Below are 25,023 nucleotides of genomic sequence, written 5' to 3' on the forward strand. Positions count from 1 at the left end.
TTGACTATGTAGGGAATGTGGGTAACTTGGCTGGCATGAGTGTCACCGACCGGTTACTCGCCAATGCCGAGACCTACGCCGCGAGCTTCGACCAGGGCGCGCTGCCGCTGCCCCCCGCGCTCGGCGTCGCCGTGCTGGCCTGCATGGACGCCCGACTCAACGTCTACGGAGTGCTCGGCCTGAAGGAGGGCGACGCCCACGTCATCCGCAACGCCGGGGGAGTGGTGACCGCCGACGAGCGCCGGTCGCTGGCCATCTCCCAGCGCCTTCTCGGCACCACCGAGATCATCCTCATCCACCACACCGACTGCGGCATGGTCACCTTCACCGACGACGGCTTCAAGGAGTCGATCCGCGCCGAGACCGGCCTGAAGCCCGACTGGCCGGCCGAGGCGTTCGCCGACGTGGAGGAGGACGTGCGGCAGTCGATCGGCCGCATCCTCGCCGACCCGTTCATCCCCCGCAAGGATGCGGTGCGGGGGTTCGTGTACGAGGTCGAGACCGGCCGCCTCCGCGAGGTCAAGGCCTGAGATGACCAGGACCCTGACGCGCGACCTGCGCCTGCTGGCGGCCGTCGACCTGGCGGAGGCGCGTGACCGCAGGTCGCGGCTGCTGGCGGAGCGCGGCGGGGCCTCGGCGGCGCTGCTCGCCCAGGTGCTGACGGCAGCCATCGAACTCGGCGCGGCCGAGGGCCGGCTGGCGGAGTCGGGGCAGGCCTGCGACGGGCTGCGCGCCCGGCTGCGCGAGGCGGTGCTGTCGCTGTCGGAGGCCGCGGGGGCGGTCGACGGCGACGCCCCGGCCACCGCCGTGGCCGAGGCCCGCGCCCGCATCTCCCGGGTGGCCGCCGAGGTGGCCGTGCTGGCCGTCCCGCCGGCCCGGCGGGAGTTCGTCTGAGCGGTCAGGAGACCCGCGCGAACCTCTTCCTCGTCAGGCGGGCGCGCAGGTCGCCGGTCGGCTGACCCGGCCGGAAGGCCCCCCGCGCGCGCAGCGCGGGCACCAGGTGGCGGGTGATCGCCCGCAGGTCGTGGGGGAGCACGGCGGGGCGCAGCCGGAAGCCGTCGATCCCGGCGGCCTGCCAGTCGAGCAGCAGGTGGGCGAGCCCGGCCGCCGAGCCCGAGTAGACGTGGGCGTCGCCTTCGTACACCTCGCCGTCGAGGTCGTCGAGGCGGCCCTTCTGCTCCGGGCCGCCCAGGAAGACGGCGACGTCGGCGAAGACCGTCACGCCGGGAGCCGCGCGCCGCGCCCGCTCGGCCAGGACGGCGGCCTCGCCGCGCCCGTGCGGGGTCACGAACACCACGTCGCAGCCGCGGGCCGCCACGTCGACCGGCAGGTCGGGACCGGCCAGCCTGGTGACCAGGGGGCGGCCGGGCAGGCGGGGGCGCAGTTCGCCGGTGGCGTGCCAGCCGGCCCGCCCGCCGCTGGCGCGGTCGAGGGCGGCGATCCCGGCCGCGAGGTCGGCCCGCCCGGAGGCGGGGACCAGGCCGATCCTTGACGTCAGCGGCGCGACCGCGGTGGCCACCAGCATGGCGTCGAGCGGGCCGACGACCTCGTCCTCGGGGCAGGTGCGCAGGCGGATGACGTCCTCGAACGTGACGAAGTCGAGGTGCCCCCGTTCGGCCTCCTGGACCAGGTAGGTCCAGTAGGCGGCGGTGAACAGGGCGTCGGGGCTCGCGCCCTCGGCACGCCAGGCGGCGGGATGCCACCCGGCGCCGTCGAGGGCGGCGGCCAGATGCAGGGTCATGTGATCTCCTCGAAGGCTAATTACCCACTAAACTAGTAGGACTTGACGGAAATAGCTATCTCGTGTTCGCTTGGGGCATCCCCAGCGTGAGAAGGCAGGTCCGCGATGACCACGACCGCGCCGGCCGTCCGGTCCGGCACCAGTCCGAAGGTGGCGCCCACCCGACACCCGTTCCGGTGGCTCGCCGCCGCGGGGGTGGTGCTGCTGCTCGCCATGGCGGCCAACTCCCTCGTGACCAACCCGGCCTGGGAGTGGGAGGTGGTGGGGGAGTACCTGTTCGCCCCCTCGGTGCTCCGCGCGGTGCTGCTCACCCTGGAGCTGACGGCGCTCGGCAGCGTCTTCGGGTTCCTGCTCGGCGGGGTGCTCGCGGTGATGCGGCTGTCGCCCAACCCGCTGCTGTCGTCGGTCGCCTGGGGGTACGTCTGGGTGTTCCGGGCCGTGCCGCTGATCCTGCAGCTGCTGTTCTGGTACAACCTGGCGCTGCTGTATCCCCGGCTGTCGTTCGGGATCCCGTTCGGCCCGGGGTTCTTCGACGTCGGCACGATGGACCTGATCGGGCCGGTCACGGCGGCGGCGCTCGGGCTGGCGCTGCACCAGGCCGCCTACGCCGCCGAGATCGTGCGCGGCGGGCTGCTCGCGGTCGAGCCCGGTCAGCGGGAGGCCGCCGCCGCGCTCGGCATCCCGCGGACCCGGCGGTTCTTCCGGATCATCCTGCCGCAGGCCATGCGGAGCATCGTGCCGAACGCGGGCAACGAGATCATCGGCCTGGTCAAGGGCACCTCGGTGGTCTACATCATGGCCCTGCCCGAGCTCTTCTACCAGGTCCAGGTCATCTACATGCGCAACGGCCGGGTGGTCGCGCTGCTCCTGGTCGCCGCCGTCTGGTACCTCGCGCTGACCACGGTCCTGTCCGTCGTCCAGCACTACATCGAACGCCACTACGGACGGGGCCGGGCATGATCGAGATCGACGGGGTGCACAAGAGCTTCGGCCCCCTCCACGTCCTGCGCGGGGTCAGCCTGACGGTCGGGAAGGGCGAGGTCACCGTCGTCCTGGGGCCGTCGGGGTCGGGCAAGTCGACCCTGCTGCGCACCATCAACCACCTGGAGAAGGTCGACGCGGGCACGGTCGCCGTCGACGGCGAGCTCGTCGGCTACCGGCGGGCCGGCGACGTGCTGCACGAACTGCCGGAACGCGACATCCTCCGGCAGCGCACGAAGATCGGCTTCGTCTTCCAGAACTTCAACCTCTTCCCTCACCTGACCGTCCGCGAGAACGTCGCCGAGGCCCCCCTCTCGGCCCAGCGCCGTCCGAGGGCCGAGGTCGCCGCGACCGTCGACCGCCTGCTGCTGCGGGTGGGCCTGTCGGACAAGGCCGACGCCTACCCGGGCACGCTGTCCGGCGGCCAGCGCCAGCGGGTCGCCATCGCCCGCGCGCTGGCCCTCGACCCGAAAGTCGTGCTGTTCGACGAGCCGACCTCCGCCCTCGACCCCGAACTGGTCGGGGAGGTCCTCGACGTCATGCGCGACCTGGCCCGATCCGGCACCACCATGGTCGTCGTCACCCACGAGATCGGCTTCGCCCGCGAGGCCGCCGACACCGTGGTCTTCCTCGACGAGGGCCTCGTCGTCGAACAGGGACCGCCCGGCCAGGTCATCGACCATCCCCGGCACGAGCGCACCCGCGCCTTCATCAGCCGCGTCCTCTGACCCCTAGCCCGTCACACACAAGGAGACACCCCTCATGCGTCGTTTCGTCGTGCCCGCAGCCCTCCTGCTCGCCCTGTCCGCGTGCGGCGCGGATCCCGCTCCCGAGAACTCGGCGGCGCCCCCGCCTCCGGCCGCCTCGTCCGACGGCGGTGTCAACACCAGCCCCGACCAGCAGCGCATCCGCGCCCAGAAGGTCGACGCCATCGCCGCGCAGGTGCCGCCCGCCATCGCGGCCGACGGCAAGCTGCTCGTCGGGCACAGCGGCGAGGGCGCGCCCCCGCTCGGGTTCCTGGCCGACGACGACACCACCTACATCGGCGTCGAGACCGACCTCGCGCAGCTCGTCGCCGACGTGCTCGGCCTCGAGTACGCCAGCGAGATCACCTCGTGGGAGAACCTCTTCGTCGGCGCGAAGTCGAGCAAGCTCGAAGCGGTCTTCAACAACGTCACGGTGACCGAGGAGCGCAAGGACATCTACGACTTCGCCACCTACCGCGTCGACCAGCTCGCCTGGCAGGTCGCGGCTGACAGTCCCATCACGGCCATCGCCAAACCGGCCGACATCGCCGGTCTTAAGGTCTCGGTCGGGTCGGGCACCAACCAGGAGAAGATCCTGCTCGACTGGGACAAGGCCAACAAGGACGCCGGCCTGAAGCCCGCCGAGATCTCCTACTACAACCTCTACGGCGACGCCCTGCTCGCCCTGAAGTCGGGCCGTATCCAGGCCTATTTCGGCCCCAACCCGAGCGTCGCCTACAACGTGGCCGTCGGCAAGGACACCAAGATCGTCGGGGTCGCCTCCGGCGCGGGGCCCGACCTCCAGGGCCTCATCGCGGCCATGACCCTGAAGGACAACGGCCTGGTCAAGCCGCTCAACGAGGCGCTCAACAGCGTCATCAAGGACGGCAGCTACCAGAAGGTGCTCGACCGCTGGGGCCTGGGCAACGAGGCCATCCCCGAGTCGCAGATCAACCCGCCCGGTCTGCCCCGCCAGGAGGGCTAGATGGCACGGCACATCCTCGACAACCCCGCCTGGGCGTCGCTGACCGGCCCGCACGCGCACTTCGCCGAAGTGCGCGGCGGGGTCCGCCGCTACCCGGTGGACGTGTCGGTCTTCGTCGCCCTCGCGGGCGACCCGGCCCCTGAGGACTGGCCGGACCTCGCCGCCTTCGCCAAACCCGACGGCACGGTCGCGGTGACCGGCACCGACCCCGTCCCGCCCGCGGGCTGGGAACTGGTGCAGACCGTGCCGGGCGTGCAGCTCGACGGCTCCGCCGTGTACGGCGCGGCCGACCCCGAGGCCGTCCGGCTGGGCCCCGCCGACGTGCCCGACATGCTCGACCTCGTCGCCCGCACCGAGCCCGGCCCGTTCCTGCCCCGGACCGTGGAGATGGGCACCTACCTGGGGTTCCGCCACGAGGGGAAGCTCGTGGCGATGGCGGGGGAGCGGCTCCACCCGCCCGGCTGGACCGAGATCAGCGCGGTCTGCACCGACCCGTCGTACCGGGGGCAGGGCCTGGCCACCCGGCTGGTGCTCGCGGTGGCGGCCGGGATCCGGGCGCGCGGGGAGACGCCGTTCATGCACGCCGCCGCCTCCAACGTGAACGCGATCCGGCTGTACGAGTCCCTGGGCTTCACCCTCCGCAGGCACACCACGTTCTCGCTGCTCAGGGTCGGCTGAACAGCCGGTCCACCGCCTCGACCGCGCGCGCCAGCCGTTCGGCGGGCGGGCCGGAGACGACCAGGTGCGGCATCCCGCGCGCGGCCAGCAGGTCGCGGAAGCGCCGGTCCATGGCGTGCCGCACGTGCTCGCCGTCCCGCCAGCCGTCCTGCTCGAACGGCACGCCCTCGACGCTGGTGTGGATCCACAGGTCGTGCCGGGCGCGGTCGGCGATCCGCCACACCTCCTCGGTGGTCGTCCCGGCGTAGCGCTCCTGCCAGAGGGCGGTGGCGAAGGGGTCGGTGTCGCAGAACAGCACCGGGGAACCCGTGCGGGCCGCCGCGTCCTCCCAGGCGAGCTGGCGTTCGGCGACCACGGTGAACTCCCCGGGGCTCCACCGGAGGTCGTCCATCCACGGCTCCGGCTCACCGGCCGCCTTCGCCGCCCGCCGGGCCAGCGCCAGCTTCTCCTCGCAGTAGGTGCGGCCGTATTCGGGCACCCAGCGGGTGGCCGCCCAGACGCCGCCGCGCGCGGCGTAGTGCGCGGTCAGCGCGCGGGTCAGGGTGGTCGTGCCGGTGGACTCCGCGCCCACGACGACCACCCGCCTGGCCAGGTGGGCCCGGACCGCCGGGCTCAGCCACGGCCACGCCGCGACCGGGTCCTGCCGCGCCAAGGTGCCGCTGACCGGGTGGCGTTCGCGGGCCGGGTCGACCGCCACGTGCGCGGCGTCGAAGCGGCGGGCCAGTTCGGGGCCGTAGTCCTCGGAGCTGAAGACCGCGTCGACGACCACGCCGGGGCCGTGCGCCAGGGTGAGGGCGAACCGGAAGACCTCGACGTGGGCGGCCCAGATCTCCGGGTCGTCGTAGTCGATCGCGATGTCGTCGACGACCGGCGCGATCACCACGTTGGGCTGGGGGTGGGCCTCGCGCAGCCACGCCGCGCGGTCGGCGAGCGGGATCGTCTCCACCGCGTTGGCCGCCACGACCACCGTGACCAGCGCGCACCGCTCGGCCGCCGTGTCGATGAGGTGGTGGTGGCCGGCGTGCGGCGGATAGAACTTCCCGATGACGAGCCCGTGGGCGAAGCTCACGCGGCCACCGCCCGCCGCCAGGCGCGCAGCCCCATGACGCACAGCGCCAGGAACATCACGTAGAGGACGCTGGTCAGATACAGGTTCTTGTACGCGTAGAGCGGGATGTAGACCACGTCCGCCGCGATCCACAGCCACCACGACTCCACCCGCTTGCGGGTCTGGCCGTAGGTCGCCATCAGCGACAGCGACGTGGTGAGCGCGTCCCAGAACGGCACCGCCGAGTCGGTGTGGTTCGACAGCGCCACGGTGAGCAGCGCGGTAACCGCCACCCCCGCCAGGATCAGCCAGCCCCACTCGGCGGGGCCGGTCCGCGAGACCCGCAGGACGGTCCGCCCGGCGCCGCCGTAGGACCACTGCCACCAGCCGTACAGGCCCAGCACGACGTAGACGATCTGGAGCGCCGCGTCCGCGTACAGCCCGGCGGTCAGGAAGACCAGCCCGAGCAGGACGACGTTGGCCACCCCGATCGGCCAGTTCCAGATGTTCTGCCTGGCCACCAGCCACACGGTCAGCAGGCCGGTGGCGAATCCGAGGAGTTCCGCCCAGCTCGTGGGCACCCCGCCGAGGGTGAACGCGGAGTCGAGTAACGGTCCGAGCAGATCGGTCATAGCGCCCGAACGCTACCATTTCGGCCCGCGTGTTATTAAGCCCCGTCCGTTGTCAGGCCCGGTCCGTTGTCAGGCCCGGTCCGTTGTCAGGCCCGGTCCGTTGTCAGGCCAGGTCCGGGGAAAGCCGCGGCCCCGGAGCGGGGCCGCGGCGTCCGGGTCAGGCGTTCGCGCAGATGGCGAACACGCTGATGCCGACGGTGGAGGTGCCGATCTGGCGGCCGAGGCCGATCCAGCCGTTGCCGCCGTCAGTGGGGAACGAGCCGACCAGGACCGCGTTCGGGCCCTGCGCCTCGGCGCCGCCGCCGATCACGCGCTTGCCCGCGGGGCAGAACACGGTGCGGCGCTGGAAGTTCGGCACGTTGGCGTTGGGCAGCGTGACGACCTGGTAGCCGTCGACCGCCTGCGGGACGACCGGCGTGGACGTGGCTCCGGCCGGCGCCGACATGGTCAGGCAGGCTCCCGCCGCGAGGACGGCGAGGGAGATGCTCAGAAAGCGCATCGATACTCCTGTGGTGTTCGAAGAGGGTTCCGGGGGGAGCGCGTCGAGTATCCAGCCGGTGACGCTCCGTGTCCAAGATCGACACGGCGAAAACCGTTGGCCTCGCCTTCACGTGCTGCGACACCATGGCTGCGGACAGCGAATTGGGGGATTCACTTCATGTCGGAATCAGGTGACATACCGGGACCGCGAAAATCGGCAGTACGGCTCGTTCTCCGCTACTACGTGACGCAGCTGCGCCTCAAGTGGCCCGTGGCCACACCCGCCCTGCTCCTTCCGGCGCTGGGCAACATCTGTCTCTTCTACCTGGCCCCGCTCCTCGTGGCCTCCCTGGTCGGCCGCCTTGCCGCCGGGGAGAGCGAGATCGACGCCCTGATCCCCTACGTCATCGGGTTCGGCGCGATCCTGCTGCTCGGCGAGATCGTCTGGCGGGGCGGCCTCCACTTCCTCAACCGCATCGACGCGCGCGGCATGGAGGATCTGGGCGTCATCGGCATGGACGAACTGCTGGCCAAGGACGCCGCGTTCTTCCATGACAACTTCGCCGGATCGCTCACCAAGCGGGTGCTGGGCTTCTCCCGCTCGTTCGAGCAGTTCGTCGACACCCTGATCTTCGGGATCATGGCCAAGCTGCTGCCGCTGATCTTCGCGTCGGTCGTGCTCTGGCGGTACCACCCGATCCTGGTGGTGGTGCTGCTCGGGCTGATCGTGGTGACCGGCTTCGTGGTCTCGCCGCTGATCGTGCGGCGGCAGCGGCTGGTCAACCTGCGCGAGGCGGCCAGCGTGCGCATGTCGGGGCACGTCGCCGACGTGCTGTCCAACATGGACACGGTCCGCGCCTTCGCGGCGGAGGACCGGGAGGCGGCCGAGACGCGCGTGCGGCTGGCCGAGGTGCGCCGGGCCCAGCTCCGCTCGTGGGACTACGGCAACCTGCGCGTCGACACGGTCGTCGCGCCGATGTCGGTCATCACCAGCACGGTCGGGGTGCTCCTGGCCGTGGTGCTGCGCGGCGGTCTCGGGATCGAGGCGCTCATGGTGACGTTCACCTACTACTCGCACGCCACCGGCATCATGTTCGAGTTCAACCAGGTCTACCGCCGGATGGAGAGCGTGCTCACCGAGGCGGGGCAGTTCACCGAGCTGCTGCTCGACCCGCCGAAGGTGGTCGACCGGCCCGACGCGCAGCCGCTCCGCACCGTCCAGGGCACTGTCCAGGGCGCGGTGCAGGGTTCGGTGCGGTTCGAGCGGGTGGTCTTCGCCCACGAGGGCAACCCGCCGCTGTTCGACGGGCTCGACCTCGACGTGCCGGCCGGGACCAAGATCGGCCTGGTCGGACGGTCGGGCGGCGGCAAGACCACGCTGACCCGGCTGCTGCTGCGGCTGATGGACATCCAGGGCGGCCGCATCCTGGTCGACGGCCAGGACATCAGCCGGATGAGGCAGGCGGACCTGCGCGGCCTGATCGCGTACGTGCCGCAGGAACCGGCGATGTTCCACCGCACCCTGCGGGAGAACATCGCCTTCGCCCGGCCCGGCGCGACCGAGGCCGAGGTCATGGAGGCGGCTCGCGCCGCCCACGTGACCGAGTTCGTGGAGGGCCTGCCGATGGGGTTCGACACCCTGGTCGGCGAGCGCGGCGTGAAGCTGTCGGGCGGCCAGCGTCAGCGGGTCGCGCTGGCGCGGGCGATCCTGCGCGACGCGCCGATCCTGCTGCTCGACGAGGCCACCAGCGCCCTCGACTCCGAGAGCGAGATCCTCGTGCAGGAGGCGCTGTGGCGGCTCATGCGCGACCGGACCGCGCTGGTGGTGGCCCACCGGCTGAGCACGGTCGTGCGGATGGACCGCCTGGTCGTGCTCGACCGGGGCGAGATCGCCGAGCAGGGCTCCCACGCGGAGCTGCTGGAGGCGCGGGGGCCCTACTCGCGGCTCTGGCACCACCAGTCGGGCGGGTTCCTCGTCGAGGAGGAGGCGGAGACGGTCAGTTCGGCGAGTGGATCTGGATGAGGTTGCCGAAGGTGTCGTCGAACACGGCGGTCGAGACCGGCCCCATGTCCGCCGGGTCCTGGGTGAACCTCACGCCGAGGCCCTTCAGCCGCTCCGACTCCTTGTAGACGTCGTCGACCCCGAACACGACGATCGGGATGCCGTCGGCGAGCAGGGCCGACTTCCACGGCTTGGCGGCCGGGTGGGCGTCGGGCTCGATCACGAGCTCGGGCCCATCGGGCTGCTCGGGCGAGACGACGGTGAGCCACTTGAACTCGCCCATCGGGATCTCGTGCTTCTTCACGAAGCCGAGGACGTCGGTGTAGAAGGCCAGCGCCCTGTCCTGGTCGTCGACCATGACGCTCATCATGGTGATCTTCATGCCGGTTCCTCCGGTGGAATCCACCGCGCGGCGATCTGCCGCAGCGGCTCGGGATCGATGAAATGGAATTTGTACCGGCCCTCCCGCCGCGTCTGGACGAGACCGGCCGCCTCCAGCACGTCGAGGTGCTGCGAGACGGCCTGTCTCGACGAGGCGAGCTGGTGCTTGGCGGCCAGGCGGGAGCAGATCTCGAACAGCGTCTGACCGTCGCGTTCGGTCAGGGCGTCGAGGATCTTCCTGCGGGTGGGGTCGGCGAGGGCTCTGTAGATGTCACCCACGCGGCCGAGTATAGGCAAGTCGTCACTTGCCTATCAAGGCGACAATCATCCGCACGTGCCTTCCGGCGACGGTCAGCGGATGTTCCTCTACCGTTCTCCACCGGCGGTCGAGGCGCTGACCTTCGCCCAGGACGGCGACCAGCCGCTCGGCTTCGGGCCAGCCCCGGGAGAAGCGCGCGGTGGCCGGGAGCCGGACACCCCACGGAGGGTTGGCCAGGATCCGGTCGGGGTTCCTCTCCTCGGTACGCCAGTCGATGGCCGGCTCGTTGAGCCGGGCGGCCTCGATCGCCTTCGGGTCGACGTCCCGGCCGTGGTAGCTCGCGCCCGGTTCCCGCAGCCTGGCCTCGATGAGCAGCGTGCCGGCCCCGCAGCACGGGTCGAGGACCACGTGACCCGGCCGGAGGTCGGCCAGCCGGGCCATCGCGGCGGCGACCGGCGGATGCAGGCTGCCGACCACGGTGGCCCTGCGCCAGGCGCGGCGGTGCAGGGGGACGGCGTGCGGGCGTACGCCCAGCCACATGACCTTCCCGTCGAGGGCCACCCGGACGTCGGTGGTGCCGGGCGGCGGGGGAGTGCCGTGGCGGCGGGAGAAATAGGGGGCGCCGAGGCGCGCGCCGACGGCGTCCTCGATGTCGTAGCGGCTGAAGTTCCGCGCGCCGGTGAACGAGGCGGTGACGCTGAGCCGCGGTTCGGGGGCCAGGTGCCTGGTCAGTTCGGCGACGGCCCGGCCGAGCGCGGTCCGGGTGTGGCCGGGGTCGGGCACCGAGGCCCTGATCGTGAACTGGTCGTCGGCCAGGCGGGTCTCGACGGGCCCGGCGGCCTCGACGACGAGCTGCCGTTTCGTGACGTCGACGACGCGGTGACCGGCCTCGGTGAGCTCGGCGGCGGTCAGCCGCTCCAAGCCGGTGACGGTACGGACGAGGAACTCTGCGGAACGCGCAGAGGGCATGACGGTTCCTCCGGGTCAGCGCCCGGGAACGGTCGGATGACGGTTCCCGCGTCGCCAGCCGCGGGCGGGGCCTCGGAGTGGCTGGCGGAGCGCTAGCCGACTCGGAAGAACGTCGTGAACATGCCGAGAATGGTGCCACAGCCTCGTCGCCGGCGGCGACGGGTTTTCCGGTGTGGACCGTGCCACCGAAGTGTTGCGCCGGCGCTATCGACCGGCCCCCGCGAGACAGGCGAGCCTTCTGCCCATGAGGGGGACAGAAGTGGACTTACCCGAGCTTTTCCATAGACCCGAGGTCCGCGAACTCGCGGCGGCGTGCGCCGAATGGACCGGCCGCCGCGGACTGCACCTGTCACTCGACCACGACCTGCGCACCTGGGCCGGCACCGTCCTGGCCGCCATGGGGCCCGACGGCGTCAACCCCACCTTCGACCCGGCCCGCAGCCGCGTCGACCCCGGCTCGGCCTTCCACCTCCAGGTCCGCGACGCCACCGGCGAGGACGTCGCCTGCGGCGCGGGCCGCCTCTTCCGCACCGGCGACCTCACCGCGCTGATCGCCTCGCTCGGCCTGTGGTTCGACCCGGTCCCGCCCGGCATGGACGCGGCGCTCGCCGTCCCCGAGTCGGTGCCCGTCCTGTCGGGCCGGGTCGGGCACGTCGGCGGCCTGTGGGTGCACCCGCGCCTGCGCGGGTCGGGACTGTCGTTCATGCTGGCCCGGCTGATCAGGGGAGCGGCGCTCGACCTGTTCGACGCCGACTGGGACACCTGGGTCGCCTTCCAGGACGTCGCCCTGCGCCCCGGCACCGGCTCCGCCTACGGCACGGCCACGACGGTGCTCTGCGTCGACGGCTTCTTCCCGCCCCGCGACCGTCCCGAGCGGGTCTTCCTCAGCTACGCGACCGCCGCCCAGGTGCTCGGCGTGGTCCGGGAGACCGTCGGCATCCTCCGCGACGACCTCTACACGGCGGTGTGACATGGATTCTCACCAGGACGAGTGGCGTCCTCTCCTCCTCGACGACCCGCGTGCCGTGAAGGAACTGCTCGAATCCGGCTCCGTACGCCGCTCGCTCGACACCCTCGACGACGCCGAGCCCGGTTACGGCGTCCACGTCTGGTACCCGTGGTCGGGGGTGCTGGTCCGCACCCACCCCGCCGAGGAGTTCCGGCGGCTGCGCACCGACCGCAACCGCAACAAGATCACGGTGGCCGAGCAGCGGCGGCTCGGCGGCATGCGCGTCGGCGTGGTGGGCCTGTCGGTCGGGAACGGCACCGCCGTCACCCTGGCGATGGAGGGCGTCGGAGGGTCGTACCGGATCGCCGACTTCGACCGGCTCGACCTGACCAACCTCAACCGCATCCGAGCCGGCCTCCCCGACCTGGGCCTGGAGAAGACCGTCGTGTCGGCCCGCCAGATGTACGAGCTCGACCCCTACCTGGACATCGAGCTCTTCCGCGACGGCGTCCACCCCGGCAACGTCGACGAGTTCCTCCTCGGCGGCGGCCCGCTGGACCTGGTCGTCGAGGAGTGCGACGACCTGTTCGCCAAGGTCGCCGTCCGGGAACGCGCCCGCGCCCACCGCATCCCGGTCCTGATGAGCACCAGCGACCGGGGCATGCTCGACGTCGAACGCTTCGACCTCGAACCCGACCGCCCGATCTTCCACGGCCTCCTCGGCCCGGTCAGCGCCGGGGACCTGGCCGATCTGGCCCCACAGGACAAGATCGAGTTCGTGCTGGCCCTGTTCGACTCCCTGAGCCCCAGGATGCGGGCGTCCCTCCCCGAGATCGGCCGCACGCTCGCCAGCTGGCCCCAGCTCGCCTCAGACGTGACGATGGGCGCGGGCGCCCTGGCCGACACCGCCCGCCGCCTCCTCCTCGGCGAACCGGTCGCCTCCGGCCGCTACCACCTCGACCCGGCCACCCTCGTCACGGAGGAGACGCGTCTGCACGGGTGATCAACCGCTCGAACGCCCGCGGGGTCACGATCGGGATACCGTAGGCGCGGGCCTTGACCGCCTTCCCCGAGAGGCTGTCCGGATCGGCCGCGATCAGCAGCCGGACCTTCTTGGTGACGTTCCCGTGGGGGACGACCGCCGCCTCCCCGGCCCGGCCCTCCCAGTAGTCGCGGCCCTCGTCCATCTCCCCGGTGAAGACCACCAGGTCACCCGGCCGCAGCCGGAACCGCTCCCGCGCCTCGGTCATTCTCCGGAGATGTCGCCATCAGGGGTGACGTGGACGACGCCTGTTTCCACCACCCGGTCGTTCCATGACGGGCGGAGGCCCGTGGTCTCCACGTCGATGACCGCATAGCCACGCATGCGGGAAAGCGTTCCATCGCGGGGACGCCTGCCCCGGCGGAGTGATGGTCTTGTTATTCGCGAAGCCGTAAAGAGAAAAGAAAGCCGCGCGGCGCCTGAGCGGCCGCGCGGCGGTGTTCTTTCGCGGGTCTACCTGCGGACCCGGCCACGGCGCCAGGAGCCGCCGTTGCCGACGCTCGCGGTGCCGATGCCGGCCTGGTGGAGCGCCAGCAGGCAGAGGCCGAGCGCGATGAGCGCGGTCAGGCCGATGCCGATGTCGGCGTTGAGGAGGTCGAGAAGGAAGGCGATCCCGAAGACGACCGCCGCGGCGATGGCCAGCATGTGAGTTATCCCTTCAGCCGGTCGAACAGGTTGCGGTATTCACGGAGGGCGAGCCGGAGCTGCTCGGTGTCGTTGGTGCCGGAGTTCTTCCACTGGTCGACGAGCGACTGACGGGTGCTGGTCAGCGCGCTGAGAGCCTCGTCGATCAGCGCGTCGGCCTTCTCGACCGACTCACGCGGGTCGTCGACGAAGGCGGCCTTGATGTCCCGCCAGCGGTCGTCGAAGTCGATGTCGTCGACGGTGCCGGTCTCGGTGGAGGTCTCGGCCACGGCGACCGACTCGGCGTCGGGGTCGGCGAGGGCCGGGTCACGGTGCGCCTCGTCGGCGGCCTCCTGCGAGGTGACGGCCGCGCTGCCGGCCACGCCCACCGGGGCGGTCTCGGCGTTCAGGTCGTCGTCCCGGTGGTCCCGGTCGGCCCGGTCGTCCCGGTCGGTCCAGGCGCCGTCGGCGGTCCGGGGCTCCGGGACGCTGTCGGAGGCGACCAGCTTGTCGTCGTGACGCCGCTCGTCGGCCAGGACGTCGTCCCTGTCGAGCTCGGCCGCGTTGTTACGGTCGTAGGGGTTGTTCGTGATCATCAGTGATCGGCCTCCTTGCGGGGAGTGTGGGCGTGCACGTCGTCGAGAAGCTCGTCGAAGAGGGCGCGGTAGTGGACCATGGCCTGGCGGAGGTCCTCCGTCGTGGCCTCCTGGCGGGCGGCCCGGCCGCTGATGTCGTGGGCCTCGCGGTAGCGGTCGAGGGTCCCGGCGTGCCCGACCGACAGGACGTTCACCCGCTCCTCGAACTGCTCCGTCGGGTAGCCGCGGTCGGCCATGACGGCGGTGACCAGGGCGTCCGCCTCGGTGACGGCGAAACTCGGCGCGTCGACGAACCGCTCCTGCACCTCCCGCCACTTCTTCGCGTACATGTCCCGGGCCTCACCGTCGAGGGGACGGATGTCAAGGTCGGCATACCGGGCCTCACGGTCCAGCAGCTGCTGCTCGGCGTCCCTGCGGGAGTCGGTCTCCTGGACGACGCGGTCGTACTCGGGGCCGAATCGTTCCTGCAGGTGGCGCCGCCGGCTCTGGCCCGCCACGACGTACCCGATGGCTCCCAGCGCCACGACGACGGCTACGACCACGACCACCCATGCGATGGCGCTCATGTCTGCCTCCGGCTGTCTGTTTGGTGTTCGACAGTCCGGACTGCCCTCCAAATGAGGGCCTAACCCACAATTTGCCGGGTAGGCGTGCTGACCATGGGATTCGCGGCCAGCGTGGCGTTATTGGTGGTAGGTGCGGTTCTGGCCTTCGCCGTGAAATGGGAGGCCCCGGGGTTCGACCTCCAGGCGATCGGCTGGGTCCTCATGTGCGCGGGGGTGATCAGCGGGGTGGTCACCGCCCTGCTGGCGCGGCGGCGGGCCGACGATCAGGCGGTCGAGAACGACCTGGTCAACATGGTCGACATCCGGGACGAGACCCTCTAGCCGAGCCTTTCCCGCGCCGACCGGAGGACCTGCTCCAGGTGCGATCCGGCAGTGGCTTCCTTCTCGAAGAAGCCCTTCTCGGGGTCGTAGTCGATGTCGAGCCCGTTCTCGACCAGCCGGGAGGCCCACCGGAGGGCCGTGTTGATCTTCTCTTTCGGTACGGCCTTGCCCTGGGCCGCGGCGGAGAGATTGCGCAGGTTGGTGGCCGGGCCGGACTGGGAGTGCGACCGGTTCAGCTTCCACGGGAGGGCGGCCGAGTGATCGGTCATGGGCTTCGACAGGCCCGCCGACCGCTTGGCCTGGAGGACGCCCGACTCGGTGACACCGAAATGAGCGGCCAGGTCGGCGTTGGACCACCCCCTGGCGGAGAGCCTCGCCAGTTCCTCGTGATCGACCTGCGGACGCCTTCCCATGATCGCCACACTACGTGTCGGTGCACGCGGGGCGCGAATCTGCGCTAAGGTTGTTCCGTGCCTGAGGGGCACGAAGCAGGGAACGGGACGTAGCGCAGCTTGGTAGCGCACTTGACTGGGGGTCAAGGGGTCGCAGGTTCAAATCCTGTCGTCCCGACCAGATTTTGCTGGTCGGATAAGGTGCCACGTGATCACGTGGCACCTTTTCATGTGCTGAGTGTCTCTCTGGGTGACAGTCATGACGCCCAGTGCGGCGGCGAGGCAGGCCACCGGGATCGCGGGCAGCACGTAGCGGTGGTCGAAGTCCAGTGCGGCGATGGGCGCGACGAGCAGGAACGCGGCCGTCGACCATGGCAGCAGCGCCGCCCGCCGCCGACCGATCGAGCCGAGGCCGCCCAGCAGCAGCACGATGCCGAACAGCGGGCCGTACAGCACCGTGGGATAGGCATAGGCGGAAAGGATGCTGCCGTACGGCTCGACGGAGGACATCCCGCGGATGTCGCCGTCGTACTCGGCGCGTACCTTGTCGATCAGCGGGAAGGTCGGCAGCGGCCAGGAGCCGTGCGGGAACGTCAGCGCGGGCGAGACGCGCAGGGGGTGGCGTATCGGGGTCCACGCGAAGGCGAGCGACGTGTCACGGACGACCGCGCCCAGGTAGTCCAGCGGCTGCGCGACGATGGCGCGCAAGGCGAAGGAGCGGGCCAGATCGTTGTGGGAGAACCGGTCGCCCGGCAACCGGTTCAGTGAGGCACCCGGGGCCCACACATACTCCGAGGCGGCGTCGACCCGCGTGCCGTTCGGGCAGAGCCGCGCCTCCTCGGGCAGCGGCTTGATCACCGAGCAGTCGGCGAACGTCATCGTGCGAGCCCACAACGCCACACCGTCCGAACCGCTGAGCGCGAATCTGCCGTGATGCGCCTGATACCAGCTCGCGTAGCCGGCGAGAGGCAGCAGCCCGGCCACGGCGAGCGCGATCACCTGCCGGCGGCCGGCCCGCCGGACGATCAGATGGATCAGTACGAGGCCGACCAACGGCACCGCGACCGTTCGGGTGAGCCCGGCCAGCGCCAGCAGGAGGCCGACCACGACGCAAGCGCGTACCGACGGTGTGGTCCGCCACAGCAGGACGGCCAGCGCGGCCACGACGAGGAAGGTGACCTGGGTGTCGGACAGCACGGCGTGTTCCTGCCTGACGAACGCCGGGTGGAACAGCACGGGCAGGGTGGCCAGCGTCGCACCCCACCCCGGAAGCGACCGGCGGCGGAGCACCAAATAGATCATCACAGCCGTGCCGAGCCCCATGACGTGCTGCACTCCCGCCACGAGTTCGACACTGTGGAACGGCAGCAGCAGCCGCAGGAAGAACGAGTACCCGGCGGGGTGGAACGCCCCGGACGGCCGCAGGTGGACGGCGGTGTCCAGGTAGGTGAAGGAGTCGTACCAGTAGAGTTGCGCGGTGTCGTAGCCCAGCATGACGAGGCAGCGAAGCGTCGCCGCGAGGACGATCACGACGGCGAAGACACCGTGGCCGGTGCCGAAGAACCGGCGGAGGACGGACGGCCTGCCCTGGTCCAGAGTGTGGACAGCCTGGCCGCCGGCGGTGGAGACGAGCATGTCGAGCCCCCGATCGGGTGCCGGGCGGTTCCCGGCAGAGATGAGGGCAGTCCAGCGATCGATCGATAACCTTGGCGTGACCACATCCGGTTATGTCGGCGTTATGCCGCGTCTGGCACGCTGGCGCGATCCGAGATCGAGGAGCTGTCGTGCGGGTACTGGTCGCCGAGGACGAGCGCATGCTCGCCGACTCCATCGGCGAGGGGTTGCGCGCCGAGGCACTCGCCGTCGACATCGCCTACGACGGCGGGGCGGCACTGGAGCGGCTCCGCGTCCACGACTACGACGTGCTCATCCTGGACCGCGATCTGCCGGGCGTACACGGTGACGACGTGTGCAGGGCCCTGGTCGCCGACGGCGCGCTGGTGCGCGTCATCATGCTCACCGCGTCCGGCGACGTGCGCTCCCGGGTGGAGGGCCTGTCCCTCGGCGCCGACGACTACCTGCCCAAGCCGTTCGCCTTCGAGGAACTGGTCGCACGCGTCCACGCCTTGGGGCGCCGGGTACGGCCGGCCGACCCGCCGATGCTGGAGCGGGCAGGCATCCGCCTGGACTGGGCGCATCGGCAGGTGTTCCGGGACGGCCGCTACGTGCCGCTCGCCCGCAAGGAGTTCGGCGTGCTGGCCGAGTTGCTGCGCGCCGACGGGGCGGTGGTCTCCACCGAGACTCTGCTGGAGAAGGTGTGGGACGAGCACATCGACCCGTTCACCAACACCGTGAGGACGACGATGATGAAACTGCGGCGAAAGATCGGCGATCCGGCGGTCATCGAGACCGTCACCGGAGCCGGGTACCGCATCCCATGAAGACGAGCGTGAGGCTGCGGTTCGCCCTCGTCTGCGGCGCGGTCTTCGTCCTCTCCGGCGCCGTGCTGCTGGGCGCGATCGCCGTGATCGTCCGGCAGAGCCTGGAACCTCGGGACGGGCTGCGACAGCCCCAGTTCATCCAGGTGGCCGGCCAGTTATATCCGCCCTGGAACCATGAGTACTCCGTGGCCCAGCAGCGGGTCGCGCAGGTCAGGCGGGTCTACCAGGGCGACACCATCAAGAACGTCCTCACGGTGGGCGGCCTCGCGCTCCTAGCGGCCGGCGGCCTCGCCGCCGCGGCCGGCTGGCGCGCCGCCGGCTGGGCGATCCGCCCCGTCAGGTCGGTGACCGAAAGTGCGCGGCGCGTCGCGCAGAGCCATGACCTCTCCGGCCGCATCGGTCACGACGGACCGGACGACGAGATCAAGGAGCTCGCCGACATCGTCGACGCCGTCCTCGGTCGTCTGGCCCGTTCGTACGACGGCCAGCGTCGTTTCATCGCCAACGCCTCACACGAGCTGCGCACCCCGCTCACCATCAACCGCACCCTCGTGGACGTGGCGGTCCGGCGGCCTGACGCCACCGAGGACGTCAAGCGGCTGGGCGAGTCGCTGCTGGTGGTCAACACCAGGCACGAGCGGCTGATCGACGCGCTGCTCGCCCTGTCGGAGGGTGAGCGCGCGGTTCTCGACCGGCGTCCCTTCGACCTGGCCGACGTGGTCGAGCACGTGCTGGACCTGGCGGCCAAGGAGGCCGCCGACGCCGAGGTCACCGTGCACCGGCTGCTGGATCCCGCGCCGACCGCCGGTGAGGCGGTGCTCGTCGAGCGGCTCGCGCAGAACCTCGTGCAGAACGCCATACGGCACAACCATCCCGGGGGCGAGGTGTGGGTGTCCACCCGTCAGCGGGCCGACCGGGTGGAACTCGTGGTGGCGAACACCGGGCTCCCCGTGCCTCCCTACGAGATCGAGACGATCTTCGAGCCGTTCCGGAGACTGCACGGCGACCGGCTGCGCTCCGACCGCGGCAGCGGCCTCGGGCTGTCGATCGTCAAGGTCGTGGCAGAGGCCCACACCGGCAGCGTGACCGCCACCCCTCGCGAGGAGGGCGGCCTCACCATCGCCGTAGAACTGCCGCACGAGGAGCCGTGAGCGTCGACGATCACAACGCCTGCGGTTCGCCTGGGCGAGTGGGCGGCGCCGTGCCCGCGGGCGCGTCGAGCCTTGAGCTCGGGTGCGGCACCGGGCCGATCCTGCGGCCCCTCGCCGAGCTCGGGCATCCGGTCCTGGACGTCGACGAATCGCCTGCCGTGCTCGCGCGCATTCGATCCGGCGAGGGACCAGGGAGGTCCACCGGGATGCGCCGCGTATCGACGTCGTGATGGATCACCACGTCTGCGACCAGACCTGGACGCACGGCTTCGGCCGCCATTTCATCGACGAGAACGAGTCGGCGGCGGATCTGGCTTCAGGTTCGAATTCTGTCGTCCCCGCCAGTAGTCGCTGGTCGTAAGGGGTTGCGGAGTCAATCCGAGACCCCTTTTTCCGATTTCCGGGAGCCAAGCGGAGAGCCAGAGGGTTACGCCGCCTTTCTCGAAGACCTTTCCCCGCCCTCGGCGGCTCCTTGATCTCGTGTCGCTGGACGGTTTCGGTCGCGTGCGTGCGGCGTTCGCCCGCCAGACGCCGGAGACGGCCTTCACGACCCCTGCCTGAGAGCGGACCGGGCTATCTGGCCGTGCAGGTGATGGGCGACGGAGTCCCGACGTTTCCGCCGGACCAGCCGACCGGGAACGACACCGTCACCGAACCGCCTGGCGGCAGCAGGCCGGTCTGGGTGGCGGTGACCGTGGCTCCCGGCAGGTGGTAGCCGTTCAGCTGCAGGTAGGTCAGCCCGGTGGGGACCTTGAAGGTGACGGTCCACGAGGTGATGGGCAGCGTTCCCGTGTTGCGCACCGTCAGCTCACCCCACGAGGCCGTCGTCCACTGGAGAAAGAACCGGATCGTCGCTTCACAGGAGCGCGTCCCCGCGGACGGCGACGGGCTGGGTGACGGGCTGGGTGACGAACTGGCTGACGGACTGGGTGACGGTGACGGGCACGGCGAGGCGCTTGGTGACGGCGTCGGGCTGGGTGAGGGCGTCGGGCTTGGTGACGGCGTCGGGCTGGGTGAGGGCGTCGGGCTTGGTGACGGCGACGGGCTGGGTGATGGCGTCGGGCTGGGTGAGGGGGAGACGCTGGGGGACACCGACGGGCTGGGTGTCGGGGATGGTGACGGGCTGAACGAAGGGGAGGGGCACGGTGCGGGGCCGCCGGGCGAGGGGGACGGGCTGGCCGGTGGGGAGACCCCTGGGCCGGAGGGTGAGGGCGAAGGGCCGGAGGGTGAGGGCGAAGTGCCGGATGGTGAGGGCGAGGGGCCGGAGGGGCCGACGGGCGGGATTCGGATGATCAGGTCGTCGCCGGGGATGGGAGTCCCCCGGCCGTCGCGGTTGCTCGTCGTGACCCAGAGCCAGCCGTCCGGACCGATCGCCACGGTGCGCAGCCGGCCTGGTTGCCCTTGAAGCTCGGCGACCGGGGTGCCCGCGTTGCCGCCGCTGACCGGCACCGTCCACAGGCGCTTGCCGGCGAGGGCCGCGGCGAAGAGCGTGTTGTTGGCGTAGGCCAGGCCGCTGGGGGACGCCTCGGGGCCGCTCCAGGTCACCAGGGGGTTGGTGAAGCTTGGGCTGCTGCACGTGCCCTCGCAGGCGGGCCAGCCGTAGTTGTGACCCGGCCGGATGTGGTTGATCTCGTCGGTGAGGTTCTGGCCGAACTCCGTGGCGTACAGCCGGCCGGCCTGGTCCCAGGCGAGGCCCTGGACATTGCTGTGGCCGTAGCTGTAGACCGGTGAGCCGGAGAACGGGTTGTCCGTGGGGACCGCGCCGTCGCGGGTGATGCGCAGGATCTTGCCGGCGAGGGTCGTGCTCTGGGCGTTCGGGGGGTAGCCCGCGTCGCCGGTGGCGACGTACAGCATGCCGTCGGGGCCGAACGCGATGCGCCCGCCGTTGCGGGACTGGCCCCGGGGGATGCCGGCGAGGATCACCTGCTGGACCGACGGAGCGCTGAGCCGGAACCGGACCACCCGGTTGTCGGAGGCGGAGCTGATGTACGCGTAGACCCACTGGTCCTGCGCGAACATGGGGGAGAGGGCGATGCCGAGCAGGCCACCCTCACCTGTGGGGTACACGTTCGGGACCGTGGCCACCTGCACGGGTGAAGTGCCGGGCCGCACCCGCGCGAGGGTCGCGGTGTCGCGTTCGGAGACCAGGGCGCTGCCGTCGGGGAGGAAGGCCATGCCCCAGGGCACCCGCAGCCCGACAGCGACGACCTGTGCCCGGGAGAAGTCGAACCCGCCCGTCTCCGCACCCGCGGCGGCGGGCCGGGTCACGACGATCGCCGTGGCGGCGACGACAGCGCAAAGGACGAGGGAGAGTGCCGAGGACAGGTGCTTGGGCATCACACGCTCCGGGGCGGGATGGGGCTGCCGGCTCGCCCTCCATCGAAAACGCCGGCCGCGCCCGGAGCAATCATCGGGTCGGGTGCCCGCCCGCCCATCTGCGCGTATGCCAGGGGCCGCCCACCGGGACGGGAAAGTTTCACGACCCGGCGCGAGGCGCCGTGGCTCGGCGGCACTCTGCCGCCGTCGAGCGGCCGGCGCTCGCCTGTGAACGTCGGGGTCGTCGGCTGACGAGCGCTGCGGTGACCTGTCACCCGGTCTGCCGGCCATGATCTCCGACGTCCTGAGCCGGAGGCTACGCGACCTGGCCGGGCACTCCCTGTCCCATGCGAAAGGGCGCCCCGCGAGTCGCGGGGCGCCCTTCTCGGTTCGGTCAGCGGAACGCCCAGGTGAACAGGTGCAGGGCTCCGTTGGCCGAGGGGCCGAAGGTGATGCTCTTGAGCTTCTTCGCCGGGTTCAGCGCGATCGGCTGGGCGGCGAACACGTGGGCGGGGATGGGTTGCATGGCCCACGAGCCGCCGTACAGGCGATAGGGGCTGGAGGCGATGATCTGGTTGCCGTACTGGGGGGAGCCGCCGCCGTAGCTGAGCAGCCAGTCGCTCATGCCGAGCCTGGCGGTGGTCGTGGTGCCGTCGGTGTAGGTGAGCGTCGCGTCCACCTCGGGGTAGCCGCCGGTGCCGGCGCCGAGGAAGGCGATCTGGGTGGCGCCGGTGGGGGCGGCGACATTTAGGGGTTTGACGCCGGGCAGGATGTCGTCCCACTCGCCGGGGGCGCGGTTCGGCCAGGTGAAGGTGAAGCCGTTCCAGTTGACCGCCGCGCCGGGGGTGAGGCCGGCCGCGGCGAGCCCCTGGGCGGAGTAGCTGAAGTTCGCGCCGTCCACGTTGGCGCTGCCGGGCTTGGTGTCGTCGCCGATGCTGGCGTTGTTGTGGTGCCAGGCGGGGGTGCCCGGTTTGGCGACGTTCACGCGGATGCCGGCGCTCACCTGGCCGGAGCCGATGATCGGGATGCTGATCATGCCGAGCGGGGTGCCGGCGGGCACGGTCACGGTGATCCGCTGTGAGGCGGCGGCGCCCGCCGCCGGGGTGAGGGTGCCGCTGATCGGGGCGACGGAGATGCCCGGCGGGGGCTTGGCCTCCCAGCGCACCGACGCGGTTGCCTTGCCGGTCGAGCGGGCGGTGATCGTGGTCTCGAACGTCCTGCCGGGCTCGGCCGGGCCGCTGCCGGGGTTCAGGCCGAGCAGCACCGGCTTGGCGCCCTCGTTGAAGGCGGGGGGCGCGTCGGCGGCGGTCGAGCCGAAGGCGGTGTTCGGGACGGTCGAGGTGGTGAAGTCGAGCCGGCCGCCGCGCTGCGCGATCGACTCCGGCACCCACGCCTTCGTGGTGGCCACGCCGTTGACCTTCAGGGTCCTGACGTAGCGGTTGGCGGAGTTCGGGGCGTTGACGACCAGGTCGCCGGCCGGGCGCTTGATCGTGATCGAGTCGAACAGCGGCGTGTTGACCAGCAGTTCGGCCCTGCCGGGGATGGCCGGGAACAGGCCGATCGCCGACCAGACGTACCAGGAGCCCATCGCGCCGAGGTCGTCGTTGCCGACCAGGCCGTCCGGGGCCGAGGAGAACAGTTCCTTCTGGACCCGCCGGACCAGGTCCTGAGTCTTGTACGGCTGACCCGCCCACGCGTACAGCCACGGCGTGGCGGCCGACGGTTCGTTGCCGAGGTAGGCGTACGGCTGGTTCGGGCCCGCGTTGAGGACCTTGAAGAAGCCGTCCAGGCGGGCGGCCGCCGCCGCGTCGCCGCCCATGGAGTCGAACAGGCCGCGCACGTTGTGCGGCACCAGCCAGTGGTACTGCGCGCCGTTGCCCTCGATGTAGGAGTTCATCGTGCCCGGGTCGAACGGCGACCGGAACGCGCCGTCGGCCATCTTCGGCTGGATCCAGGTGTTGGCCGGGTTGTACGTGGCCTGCCAGGCCTGGGCGCGCTTCATGAACTCGCCCGCCAGCGCGGTGTCGCCCAGGCGGGCGGCCAGCTGGGCGATGCCGAAGTCGGCGATGCCGTACTCCAGGGTGGTCGACACGTCCATGGGGACGTGGCCCTTGGCCATGAAGTCGGCGTTGCCGGGGCGCTGGTCGTAGCCGAGCTGCGGGTGGCCGATGTCCTTGGGGCCCACCCGGCGGGCCGACTCGGCCATCGCCTTCAGGGCGGAGGCGGCGTCGAAGTCGCGGGCGCCGAAGGCGTACATGCTGGACAGGATCGAGTGGAACGGGTCGCCGACCATGACGCCGGTGATCGCGTTCTGGTGGGACCAGCGGTCCCAGACGTTGCCGACCGACTGGGCGTTGGCGTACATGGACTGGGCGATGTCGCTGGCGACGTCGGGGGCGAGCAGGGCCAGGAGCTGGACCTCGCTGCGGTAGATGTCCCAGCCGGAGAACGTCGCGTAGTGGTGCCGTCCCGGCGAGACCTTGTACGTCTGGCCGTTCATGCCCGTGTAGGCGCCGTCGACGTCGTCGAAGACGTAGGGCTGGAGCAGCGCGTGGTAGAGGTTGCTGTAGAAGGTGCGCTGCTGCTCGGCGGTGCCGCCGGTGACCTTGACCTGGCCGAGCCGGGTGTTCCAGAGGGCCCGTGCCTTCGCGGCGACCTGGTCGACGCCGTCCTGGCCGATCTCGGCGGCCAGGTTGGCCTTCGCGCCGGCCAGGCTCACGTAGGACAGGCCCACCCGCATCTGGACCGGCCTGGCCGGGTCGAACTCCAGGTACGCGCCGGAGCCGGGCCCGTTCACCGAGATGTCGCCGGGGGTGACCACCTCGGCGTTGGCGACCTTCGCCTCCGACGCGTTCCGCACGGCCGCGCCGCCCGGTGTGACGGTGCCGTCCTTCCACGTGCCGTAGCCGAGGATCGGCTGGTCGAACGTGGCGTGGAAGTACACCTTGTACCGCATCGGCGGGCCGCAGAAACCGCCCGTCTGCACCCAGCCGGTGACGGTGTTGCCGCTGATCCTGGTCTCGCCGTCGTCCACGCCGTTGACCGAGCCGCTGGTGTTCAGCAGCAGCGTGCCGGGCTTGCCGGCCGGGAAGCCGAAGCGGGCCACGCCCCCGCGCGTGCTCGCCGACAGCTCGGTCTTGATCCCAGTGTCGAGGACGGAGCTGTAGAAGCCGGGGGCGGCCTTCTCGTTCTCGTGCCGATACGTCTGGACGTAGTCACCGCCATGGGTGGCGGGCGAGCGGCCGATCCGGCCGGAGATCGGGATCACCGGGAAGTCCTGCGCGCCGGTGCACCCGGGCCCGGAGATGTGGGTCATCGAGAACCCGCGCAGGCGGTTGTCCTCCCACGCGTAGCCGCCCCCGGCGTTCTCCATCGTGTCGGGGCTCCACTGCATCATGCCGAACGGCACGACCGCGCCGGGGAAGTTCATCCCCGCGCCGCCGCCGTGGCCGAAGTCGGCGGCGCCCGCCTTGGTGCCGAGGAACGGGTTGACCAGTGCGGCCACGTCGCTGACCGGGGTGGGCACGGTGTCGGCCGTGTTCTCGGCCATCGCGCCCGCCGGCAATGCCATCGCCGCGAGAAGCGCGGCGACGGTCGGTGCTGACCATATGGACAAAGTGCCCTCCGTTATTCAGGTGATCACAGAGAGGAAACGCGGATGTGAGCTGACACGTCAATTGGCAGAAATGGCGGTCACAAGTTGCCAATACACGTATTTGCTGG

28 protein-coding genes and 1 tRNA gene are annotated in these 25,023 nt (G+C 71.1%); 14 read left to right on the plus strand and 15 right to left on the minus strand.

Going from position 1 to position 25,023, the window contains the following annotated elements:
* Positions 1–35: 35 nt before the first annotated feature.
* Positions 36–530: a beta-class carbonic anhydrase gene (locus AW270_RS24340; RefSeq protein ID WP_061297748.1), complete on the plus strand. Its 495-nt coding sequence runs from the start codon at positions 36–38 to the stop codon at positions 528–530.
* Position 531: 1 nt separating this feature from the next.
* Entirely contained in the window at positions 532–894 is a 363-nt protein-coding gene (locus AW270_RS24345) for a hypothetical protein (protein WP_061297750.1), read from the plus strand.
* 4 nt (positions 895–898) lie between these two features.
* Here the strand turns inward: AW270_RS24345 and AW270_RS24350 are convergent, their stop codons facing one another.
* Positions 899–1,741, minus strand: a complete 843-nt coding sequence (locus AW270_RS24350) for an LLM class oxidoreductase (RefSeq protein ID WP_061297752.1) — start codon at positions 1,739–1,741, stop codon at positions 899–901.
* Positions 1,742–1,846: 105 nt separating this feature from the next.
* Here AW270_RS24350 and AW270_RS24355 point away from each other — a divergent pair, with 105 nt between their 5' ends.
* Genes AW270_RS24355 through AW270_RS24370 form a run of 4 tightly spaced genes read left to right on the plus strand, consistent with a single transcriptional unit; the run spans position 1,847 to position 5,131 of the window.
* On the plus strand, positions 1,847–2,701 hold the full coding sequence (locus AW270_RS24355) for an amino acid ABC transporter permease (protein ID WP_061297753.1): 855 nt from the start codon (positions 1,847–1,849) through the stop codon (positions 2,699–2,701).
* Positions 2,698–3,450 (plus strand): amino acid ABC transporter ATP-binding protein, encoded by a 753-nt coding sequence (locus tag AW270_RS24360; RefSeq protein WP_061297756.1) that lies wholly within the window; start codon positions 2,698–2,700, stop codon positions 3,448–3,450. Before AW270_RS24355 ends, AW270_RS24360 begins: the two co-directional genes overlap by 4 nt.
* A gap of 34 nt (positions 3,451–3,484) precedes the next feature.
* Positions 3,485–4,453: an ABC transporter substrate-binding protein gene (locus tag AW270_RS24365; protein ID WP_061297759.1), complete on the plus strand. Its 969-nt coding sequence runs from the start codon at positions 3,485–3,487 to the stop codon at positions 4,451–4,453.
* Positions 4,454–5,131: a GNAT family N-acetyltransferase gene (locus tag AW270_RS24370; protein ID WP_061297761.1), complete on the plus strand. Its 678-nt coding sequence runs from the start codon at positions 4,454–4,456 to the stop codon at positions 5,129–5,131. It abuts the gene before it with no gap.
* Here AW270_RS24370 and AW270_RS24375 read toward each other — a convergent pair.
* The 3 genes from AW270_RS24375 to AW270_RS24385 all read right to left on the minus strand — a co-directional run bounded on the left by AW270_RS24375 (position 5,118) and on the right by AW270_RS24385 (position 7,310).
* Positions 5,118–6,200, minus strand: coding sequence for an AAA family ATPase (locus AW270_RS24375; protein ID WP_061297763.1), 1,083 nt, complete (start codon positions 6,198–6,200; stop codon positions 5,118–5,120). The two genes, AW270_RS24370 and AW270_RS24375, sit on opposite strands and share 14 nt — an antisense overlap.
* Positions 6,197–6,811 carry a nicotinamide riboside transporter PnuC gene (pnuC, locus tag AW270_RS24380; protein WP_061297765.1) on the minus strand — a complete coding sequence of 205 codons (615 nt, stop codon included), beginning with the start codon at positions 6,809–6,811 and terminating at the stop codon, positions 6,197–6,199. Before pnuC ends, AW270_RS24375 begins: the two co-directional genes overlap by 4 nt.
* Before the next feature lie 157 nt (positions 6,812–6,968).
* On the minus strand, positions 6,969–7,310 hold the full coding sequence (locus AW270_RS24385; protein ID WP_061297767.1) for a hypothetical protein: 342 nt from the start codon (positions 7,308–7,310) through the stop codon (positions 6,969–6,971).
* 225 nt (positions 7,311–7,535) lie between these two features.
* Between AW270_RS24385 and AW270_RS24390 the strand changes: the two genes are divergently transcribed.
* Positions 7,536–9,314, plus strand: a complete 1,779-nt coding sequence (locus tag AW270_RS24390; RefSeq protein WP_245674837.1) for an ABC transporter ATP-binding protein — start codon at positions 7,536–7,538, stop codon at positions 9,312–9,314.
* Here AW270_RS24390 and AW270_RS24395 read toward each other — a convergent pair.
* The 3 genes from AW270_RS24395 to AW270_RS24405 are packed head-to-tail and all read right to left on the minus strand — an operon-like array spanning position 9,289 to position 10,902.
* A complete protein-coding gene (locus AW270_RS24395) occupies positions 9,289–9,675 on the minus strand; it encodes a VOC family protein (RefSeq protein WP_061297773.1) in 387 nt (128 codons plus the stop codon). The genes AW270_RS24390 and AW270_RS24395 overlap by 26 nt on opposite strands.
* Positions 9,672–9,953: an ArsR/SmtB family transcription factor gene (locus AW270_RS24400; RefSeq protein WP_174549889.1), complete on the minus strand. Its 282-nt coding sequence runs from the start codon at positions 9,951–9,953 to the stop codon at positions 9,672–9,674. The genes AW270_RS24395 and AW270_RS24400 overlap by 4 nt, the downstream gene beginning before the upstream one ends.
* A 22-nt stretch (positions 9,954–9,975) precedes the next feature.
* Positions 9,976–10,902 (minus strand): N-6 DNA methylase, encoded by a 927-nt coding sequence (locus tag AW270_RS24405; RefSeq protein ID WP_061297775.1) that lies wholly within the window; start codon positions 10,900–10,902, stop codon positions 9,976–9,978.
* A gap of 259 nt (positions 10,903–11,161) precedes the next feature.
* On the opposite strand from AW270_RS24405, the gene AW270_RS24410 reads away from it, so the two are divergent.
* Both AW270_RS24410 and AW270_RS24415 read left to right on the plus strand, forming a co-directional pair.
* Positions 11,162–11,872 carry a hypothetical protein gene (locus AW270_RS24410; protein WP_061297777.1) on the plus strand — a complete coding sequence of 237 codons (711 nt, stop codon included), beginning with the start codon at positions 11,162–11,164 and terminating at the stop codon, positions 11,870–11,872.
* Between the two features lies 1 nt (position 11,873).
* Positions 11,874–12,854, plus strand: a complete 981-nt coding sequence (locus AW270_RS24415) for a ThiF family adenylyltransferase (RefSeq protein WP_082801803.1) — start codon at positions 11,874–11,876, stop codon at positions 12,852–12,854.
* Here AW270_RS24415 and AW270_RS24420 read toward each other — a convergent pair.
* From AW270_RS24420 to AW270_RS24435, 4 genes are all read right to left on the minus strand, one after another.
* Positions 12,826–13,101, minus strand: coding sequence for a hypothetical protein (locus tag AW270_RS24420; RefSeq protein ID WP_061297779.1), 276 nt, complete (start codon positions 13,099–13,101; stop codon positions 12,826–12,828). The two genes, AW270_RS24415 and AW270_RS24420, sit on opposite strands and share 29 nt — an antisense overlap.
* 245 nt (positions 13,102–13,346) lie before the next feature.
* The gene (locus tag AW270_RS24425) at positions 13,347–13,538 is read right to left on the minus strand and encodes a hypothetical protein (protein WP_030450147.1); all 192 of its coding nucleotides are present in this window, start codon (positions 13,536–13,538) and stop codon (positions 13,347–13,349) included.
* A 5-nt stretch (positions 13,539–13,543) separates the two neighbouring features.
* Positions 13,544–14,113: a hypothetical protein gene (locus tag AW270_RS24430; protein WP_061297783.1), complete on the minus strand. Its 570-nt coding sequence runs from the start codon at positions 14,111–14,113 to the stop codon at positions 13,544–13,546.
* Positions 14,113–14,679 (minus strand): hypothetical protein, encoded by a 567-nt coding sequence (locus tag AW270_RS24435; protein ID WP_061297785.1) that lies wholly within the window; start codon positions 14,677–14,679, stop codon positions 14,113–14,115. The genes AW270_RS24430 and AW270_RS24435 overlap by 1 nt, the downstream gene beginning before the upstream one ends.
* 93 nt (positions 14,680–14,772) lie before the next feature.
* Here AW270_RS24435 and AW270_RS24440 point away from each other — a divergent pair, with 93 nt between their 5' ends.
* The gene (locus tag AW270_RS24440) at positions 14,773–15,000 is read left to right on the plus strand and encodes a DUF6458 family protein (protein WP_063819324.1); all 228 of its coding nucleotides are present in this window, start codon (positions 14,773–14,775) and stop codon (positions 14,998–15,000) included.
* Here the strand turns inward: AW270_RS24440 and AW270_RS24445 are convergent.
* Entirely contained in the window at positions 14,997–15,413 is a 417-nt protein-coding gene (locus AW270_RS24445) for a hypothetical protein (RefSeq protein ID WP_061297950.1), read from the minus strand. The two genes, AW270_RS24440 and AW270_RS24445, sit on opposite strands and share 4 nt — an antisense overlap.
* An 83-nt stretch (positions 15,414–15,496) precedes the next feature.
* Here AW270_RS24445 and AW270_RS24450 point away from each other — a divergent pair.
* A tRNA-Pro gene (locus tag AW270_RS24450) sits at positions 15,497–15,573 on the plus strand.
* On the opposite strand, the gene AW270_RS24455 is transcribed toward AW270_RS24450, so the two are convergent.
* The gene (locus tag AW270_RS24455; protein WP_245674838.1) at positions 15,552–17,027 is read right to left on the minus strand and encodes a hypothetical protein; all 1,476 of its coding nucleotides are present in this window, start codon (positions 17,025–17,027) and stop codon (positions 15,552–15,554) included. The two genes, AW270_RS24450 and AW270_RS24455, sit on opposite strands and share 22 nt — an antisense overlap.
* 149 nt (positions 17,028–17,176) lie before the next feature.
* Here AW270_RS24455 and AW270_RS24460 point away from each other — a divergent pair, with 149 nt between their 5' ends.
* The 3 genes from AW270_RS24460 to AW270_RS38995 are packed head-to-tail and all read left to right on the plus strand — an operon-like array spanning position 17,177 to position 19,214.
* Complete coding sequence (locus tag AW270_RS24460; protein ID WP_082801804.1) at positions 17,177–17,833, plus strand: response regulator transcription factor; 657 nt, start codon at positions 17,177–17,179, stop codon at positions 17,831–17,833.
* 8 nt (positions 17,834–17,841) lie between these two features.
* Positions 17,842–18,984, plus strand: a complete 1,143-nt coding sequence (locus tag AW270_RS24465) for a sensor histidine kinase (RefSeq protein ID WP_218009333.1) — start codon at positions 17,842–17,844, stop codon at positions 18,982–18,984.
* Positions 18,981–19,214: a methyltransferase domain-containing protein gene (locus tag AW270_RS38995; protein WP_157522516.1), complete on the plus strand. Its 234-nt coding sequence runs from the start codon at positions 18,981–18,983 to the stop codon at positions 19,212–19,214. Before AW270_RS24465 ends, AW270_RS38995 begins: the two co-directional genes overlap by 4 nt.
* A 343-nt stretch (positions 19,215–19,557) precedes the next feature.
* Here AW270_RS38995 and AW270_RS37085 read toward each other — a convergent pair whose 3' ends face one another.
* Together AW270_RS37085 and AW270_RS24475 are read right to left on the minus strand one after the other, a co-directional pair.
* Positions 19,558–21,321 (minus strand): PQQ-dependent sugar dehydrogenase, encoded by a 1,764-nt coding sequence (locus AW270_RS37085; RefSeq protein WP_082801815.1) that lies wholly within the window; start codon positions 21,319–21,321, stop codon positions 19,558–19,560.
* 373 nt (positions 21,322–21,694) lie between these two features.
* The gene (locus tag AW270_RS24475; RefSeq protein WP_061297792.1) at positions 21,695–24,871 is read right to left on the minus strand and encodes a GH92 family glycosyl hydrolase; all 3,177 of its coding nucleotides are present in this window, start codon (positions 24,869–24,871) and stop codon (positions 21,695–21,697) included.
* Positions 24,872–25,023 lie beyond the last annotated feature (152 nt).

It is taken from the genome of Herbidospora cretacea (assembly GCF_001570605.1).
Taxonomy (GTDB): Bacteria; Actinomycetota; Actinomycetes; order Streptosporangiales; family Streptosporangiaceae; genus Herbidospora; species Herbidospora cretacea.

Excerpts from the sequence above, each read along its gene's own strand:
- AW270_RS24340 (WP_061297748.1), top strand. The coding sequence starts at position 36 with ATGAGTGTCACCGACCGGTTACTCGCCAATGCCGAGACCTACGCCGCG.
- AW270_RS24345 (WP_061297750.1), top strand. The coding sequence starts at position 532 with ATGACCAGGACCCTGACGCGCGACCTGCGCCTGCTGGCGGCCGTCGAC.
- AW270_RS24350 (WP_061297752.1), bottom strand. The coding sequence starts at position 1,741 with ATGACCCTGCATCTGGCCGCCGCCCTCGACGGCGCCGGGTGGCATCCC.
- AW270_RS24355 (WP_061297753.1), top strand. The coding sequence starts at position 1,847 with ATGACCACGACCGCGCCGGCCGTCCGGTCCGGCACCAGTCCGAAGGTG.
- AW270_RS24360 (WP_061297756.1), top strand. The coding sequence starts at position 2,698 with ATGATCGAGATCGACGGGGTGCACAAGAGCTTCGGCCCCCTCCACGTC.
- AW270_RS24365 (WP_061297759.1), top strand. The coding sequence starts at position 3,485 with ATGCGTCGTTTCGTCGTGCCCGCAGCCCTCCTGCTCGCCCTGTCCGCG.
- AW270_RS24370 (WP_061297761.1), top strand. The coding sequence starts at position 4,454 with ATGGCACGGCACATCCTCGACAACCCCGCCTGGGCGTCGCTGACCGGC.
- pnuC (WP_061297765.1), bottom strand. The coding sequence starts at position 6,811 with ATGACCGATCTGCTCGGACCGTTACTCGACTCCGCGTTCACCCTCGGC.
- AW270_RS24385 (WP_061297767.1), bottom strand. The coding sequence starts at position 7,310 with ATGCGCTTTCTGAGCATCTCCCTCGCCGTCCTCGCGGCGGGAGCCTGC.
- AW270_RS24395 (WP_061297773.1), bottom strand. The coding sequence starts at position 9,675 with ATGAAGATCACCATGATGAGCGTCATGGTCGACGACCAGGACAGGGCG.
- AW270_RS24405 (WP_061297775.1), bottom strand. The coding sequence starts at position 10,902 with ATGCCCTCTGCGCGTTCCGCAGAGTTCCTCGTCCGTACCGTCACCGGC.
- AW270_RS24415 (WP_082801803.1), top strand. The coding sequence starts at position 11,874 with ATGGATTCTCACCAGGACGAGTGGCGTCCTCTCCTCCTCGACGACCCG.
- AW270_RS24420 (WP_061297779.1), bottom strand. The coding sequence starts at position 13,101 with ATGACCGAGGCGCGGGAGCGGTTCCGGCTGCGGCCGGGTGACCTGGTG.
- AW270_RS24425 (WP_030450147.1), bottom strand. The coding sequence starts at position 13,538 with ATGCTGGCCATCGCCGCGGCGGTCGTCTTCGGGATCGCCTTCCTTCTC.
- AW270_RS24430 (WP_061297783.1), bottom strand. The coding sequence starts at position 14,113 with ATGATCACGAACAACCCCTACGACCGTAACAACGCGGCCGAGCTCGAC.
- AW270_RS24435 (WP_061297785.1), bottom strand. The coding sequence starts at position 14,679 with ATGAGCGCCATCGCATGGGTGGTCGTGGTCGTAGCCGTCGTCGTGGCG.
- AW270_RS24440 (WP_063819324.1), top strand. The coding sequence starts at position 14,773 with ATGGGATTCGCGGCCAGCGTGGCGTTATTGGTGGTAGGTGCGGTTCTG.
- AW270_RS24445 (WP_061297950.1), bottom strand. The coding sequence starts at position 15,413 with ATGGGAAGGCGTCCGCAGGTCGATCACGAGGAACTGGCGAGGCTCTCC.
- AW270_RS24455 (WP_245674838.1), bottom strand. The coding sequence starts at position 17,027 with ATGCTCGTCTCCACCGCCGGCGGCCAGGCTGTCCACACTCTGGACCAG.
- AW270_RS37085 (WP_082801815.1), bottom strand. The coding sequence starts at position 21,321 with ATGCCCAAGCACCTGTCCTCGGCACTCTCCCTCGTCCTTTGCGCTGTC.
- AW270_RS24475 (WP_061297792.1), bottom strand. The coding sequence starts at position 24,871 with ATGGCATTGCCGGCGGGCGCGATGGCCGAGAACACGGCCGACACCGTG.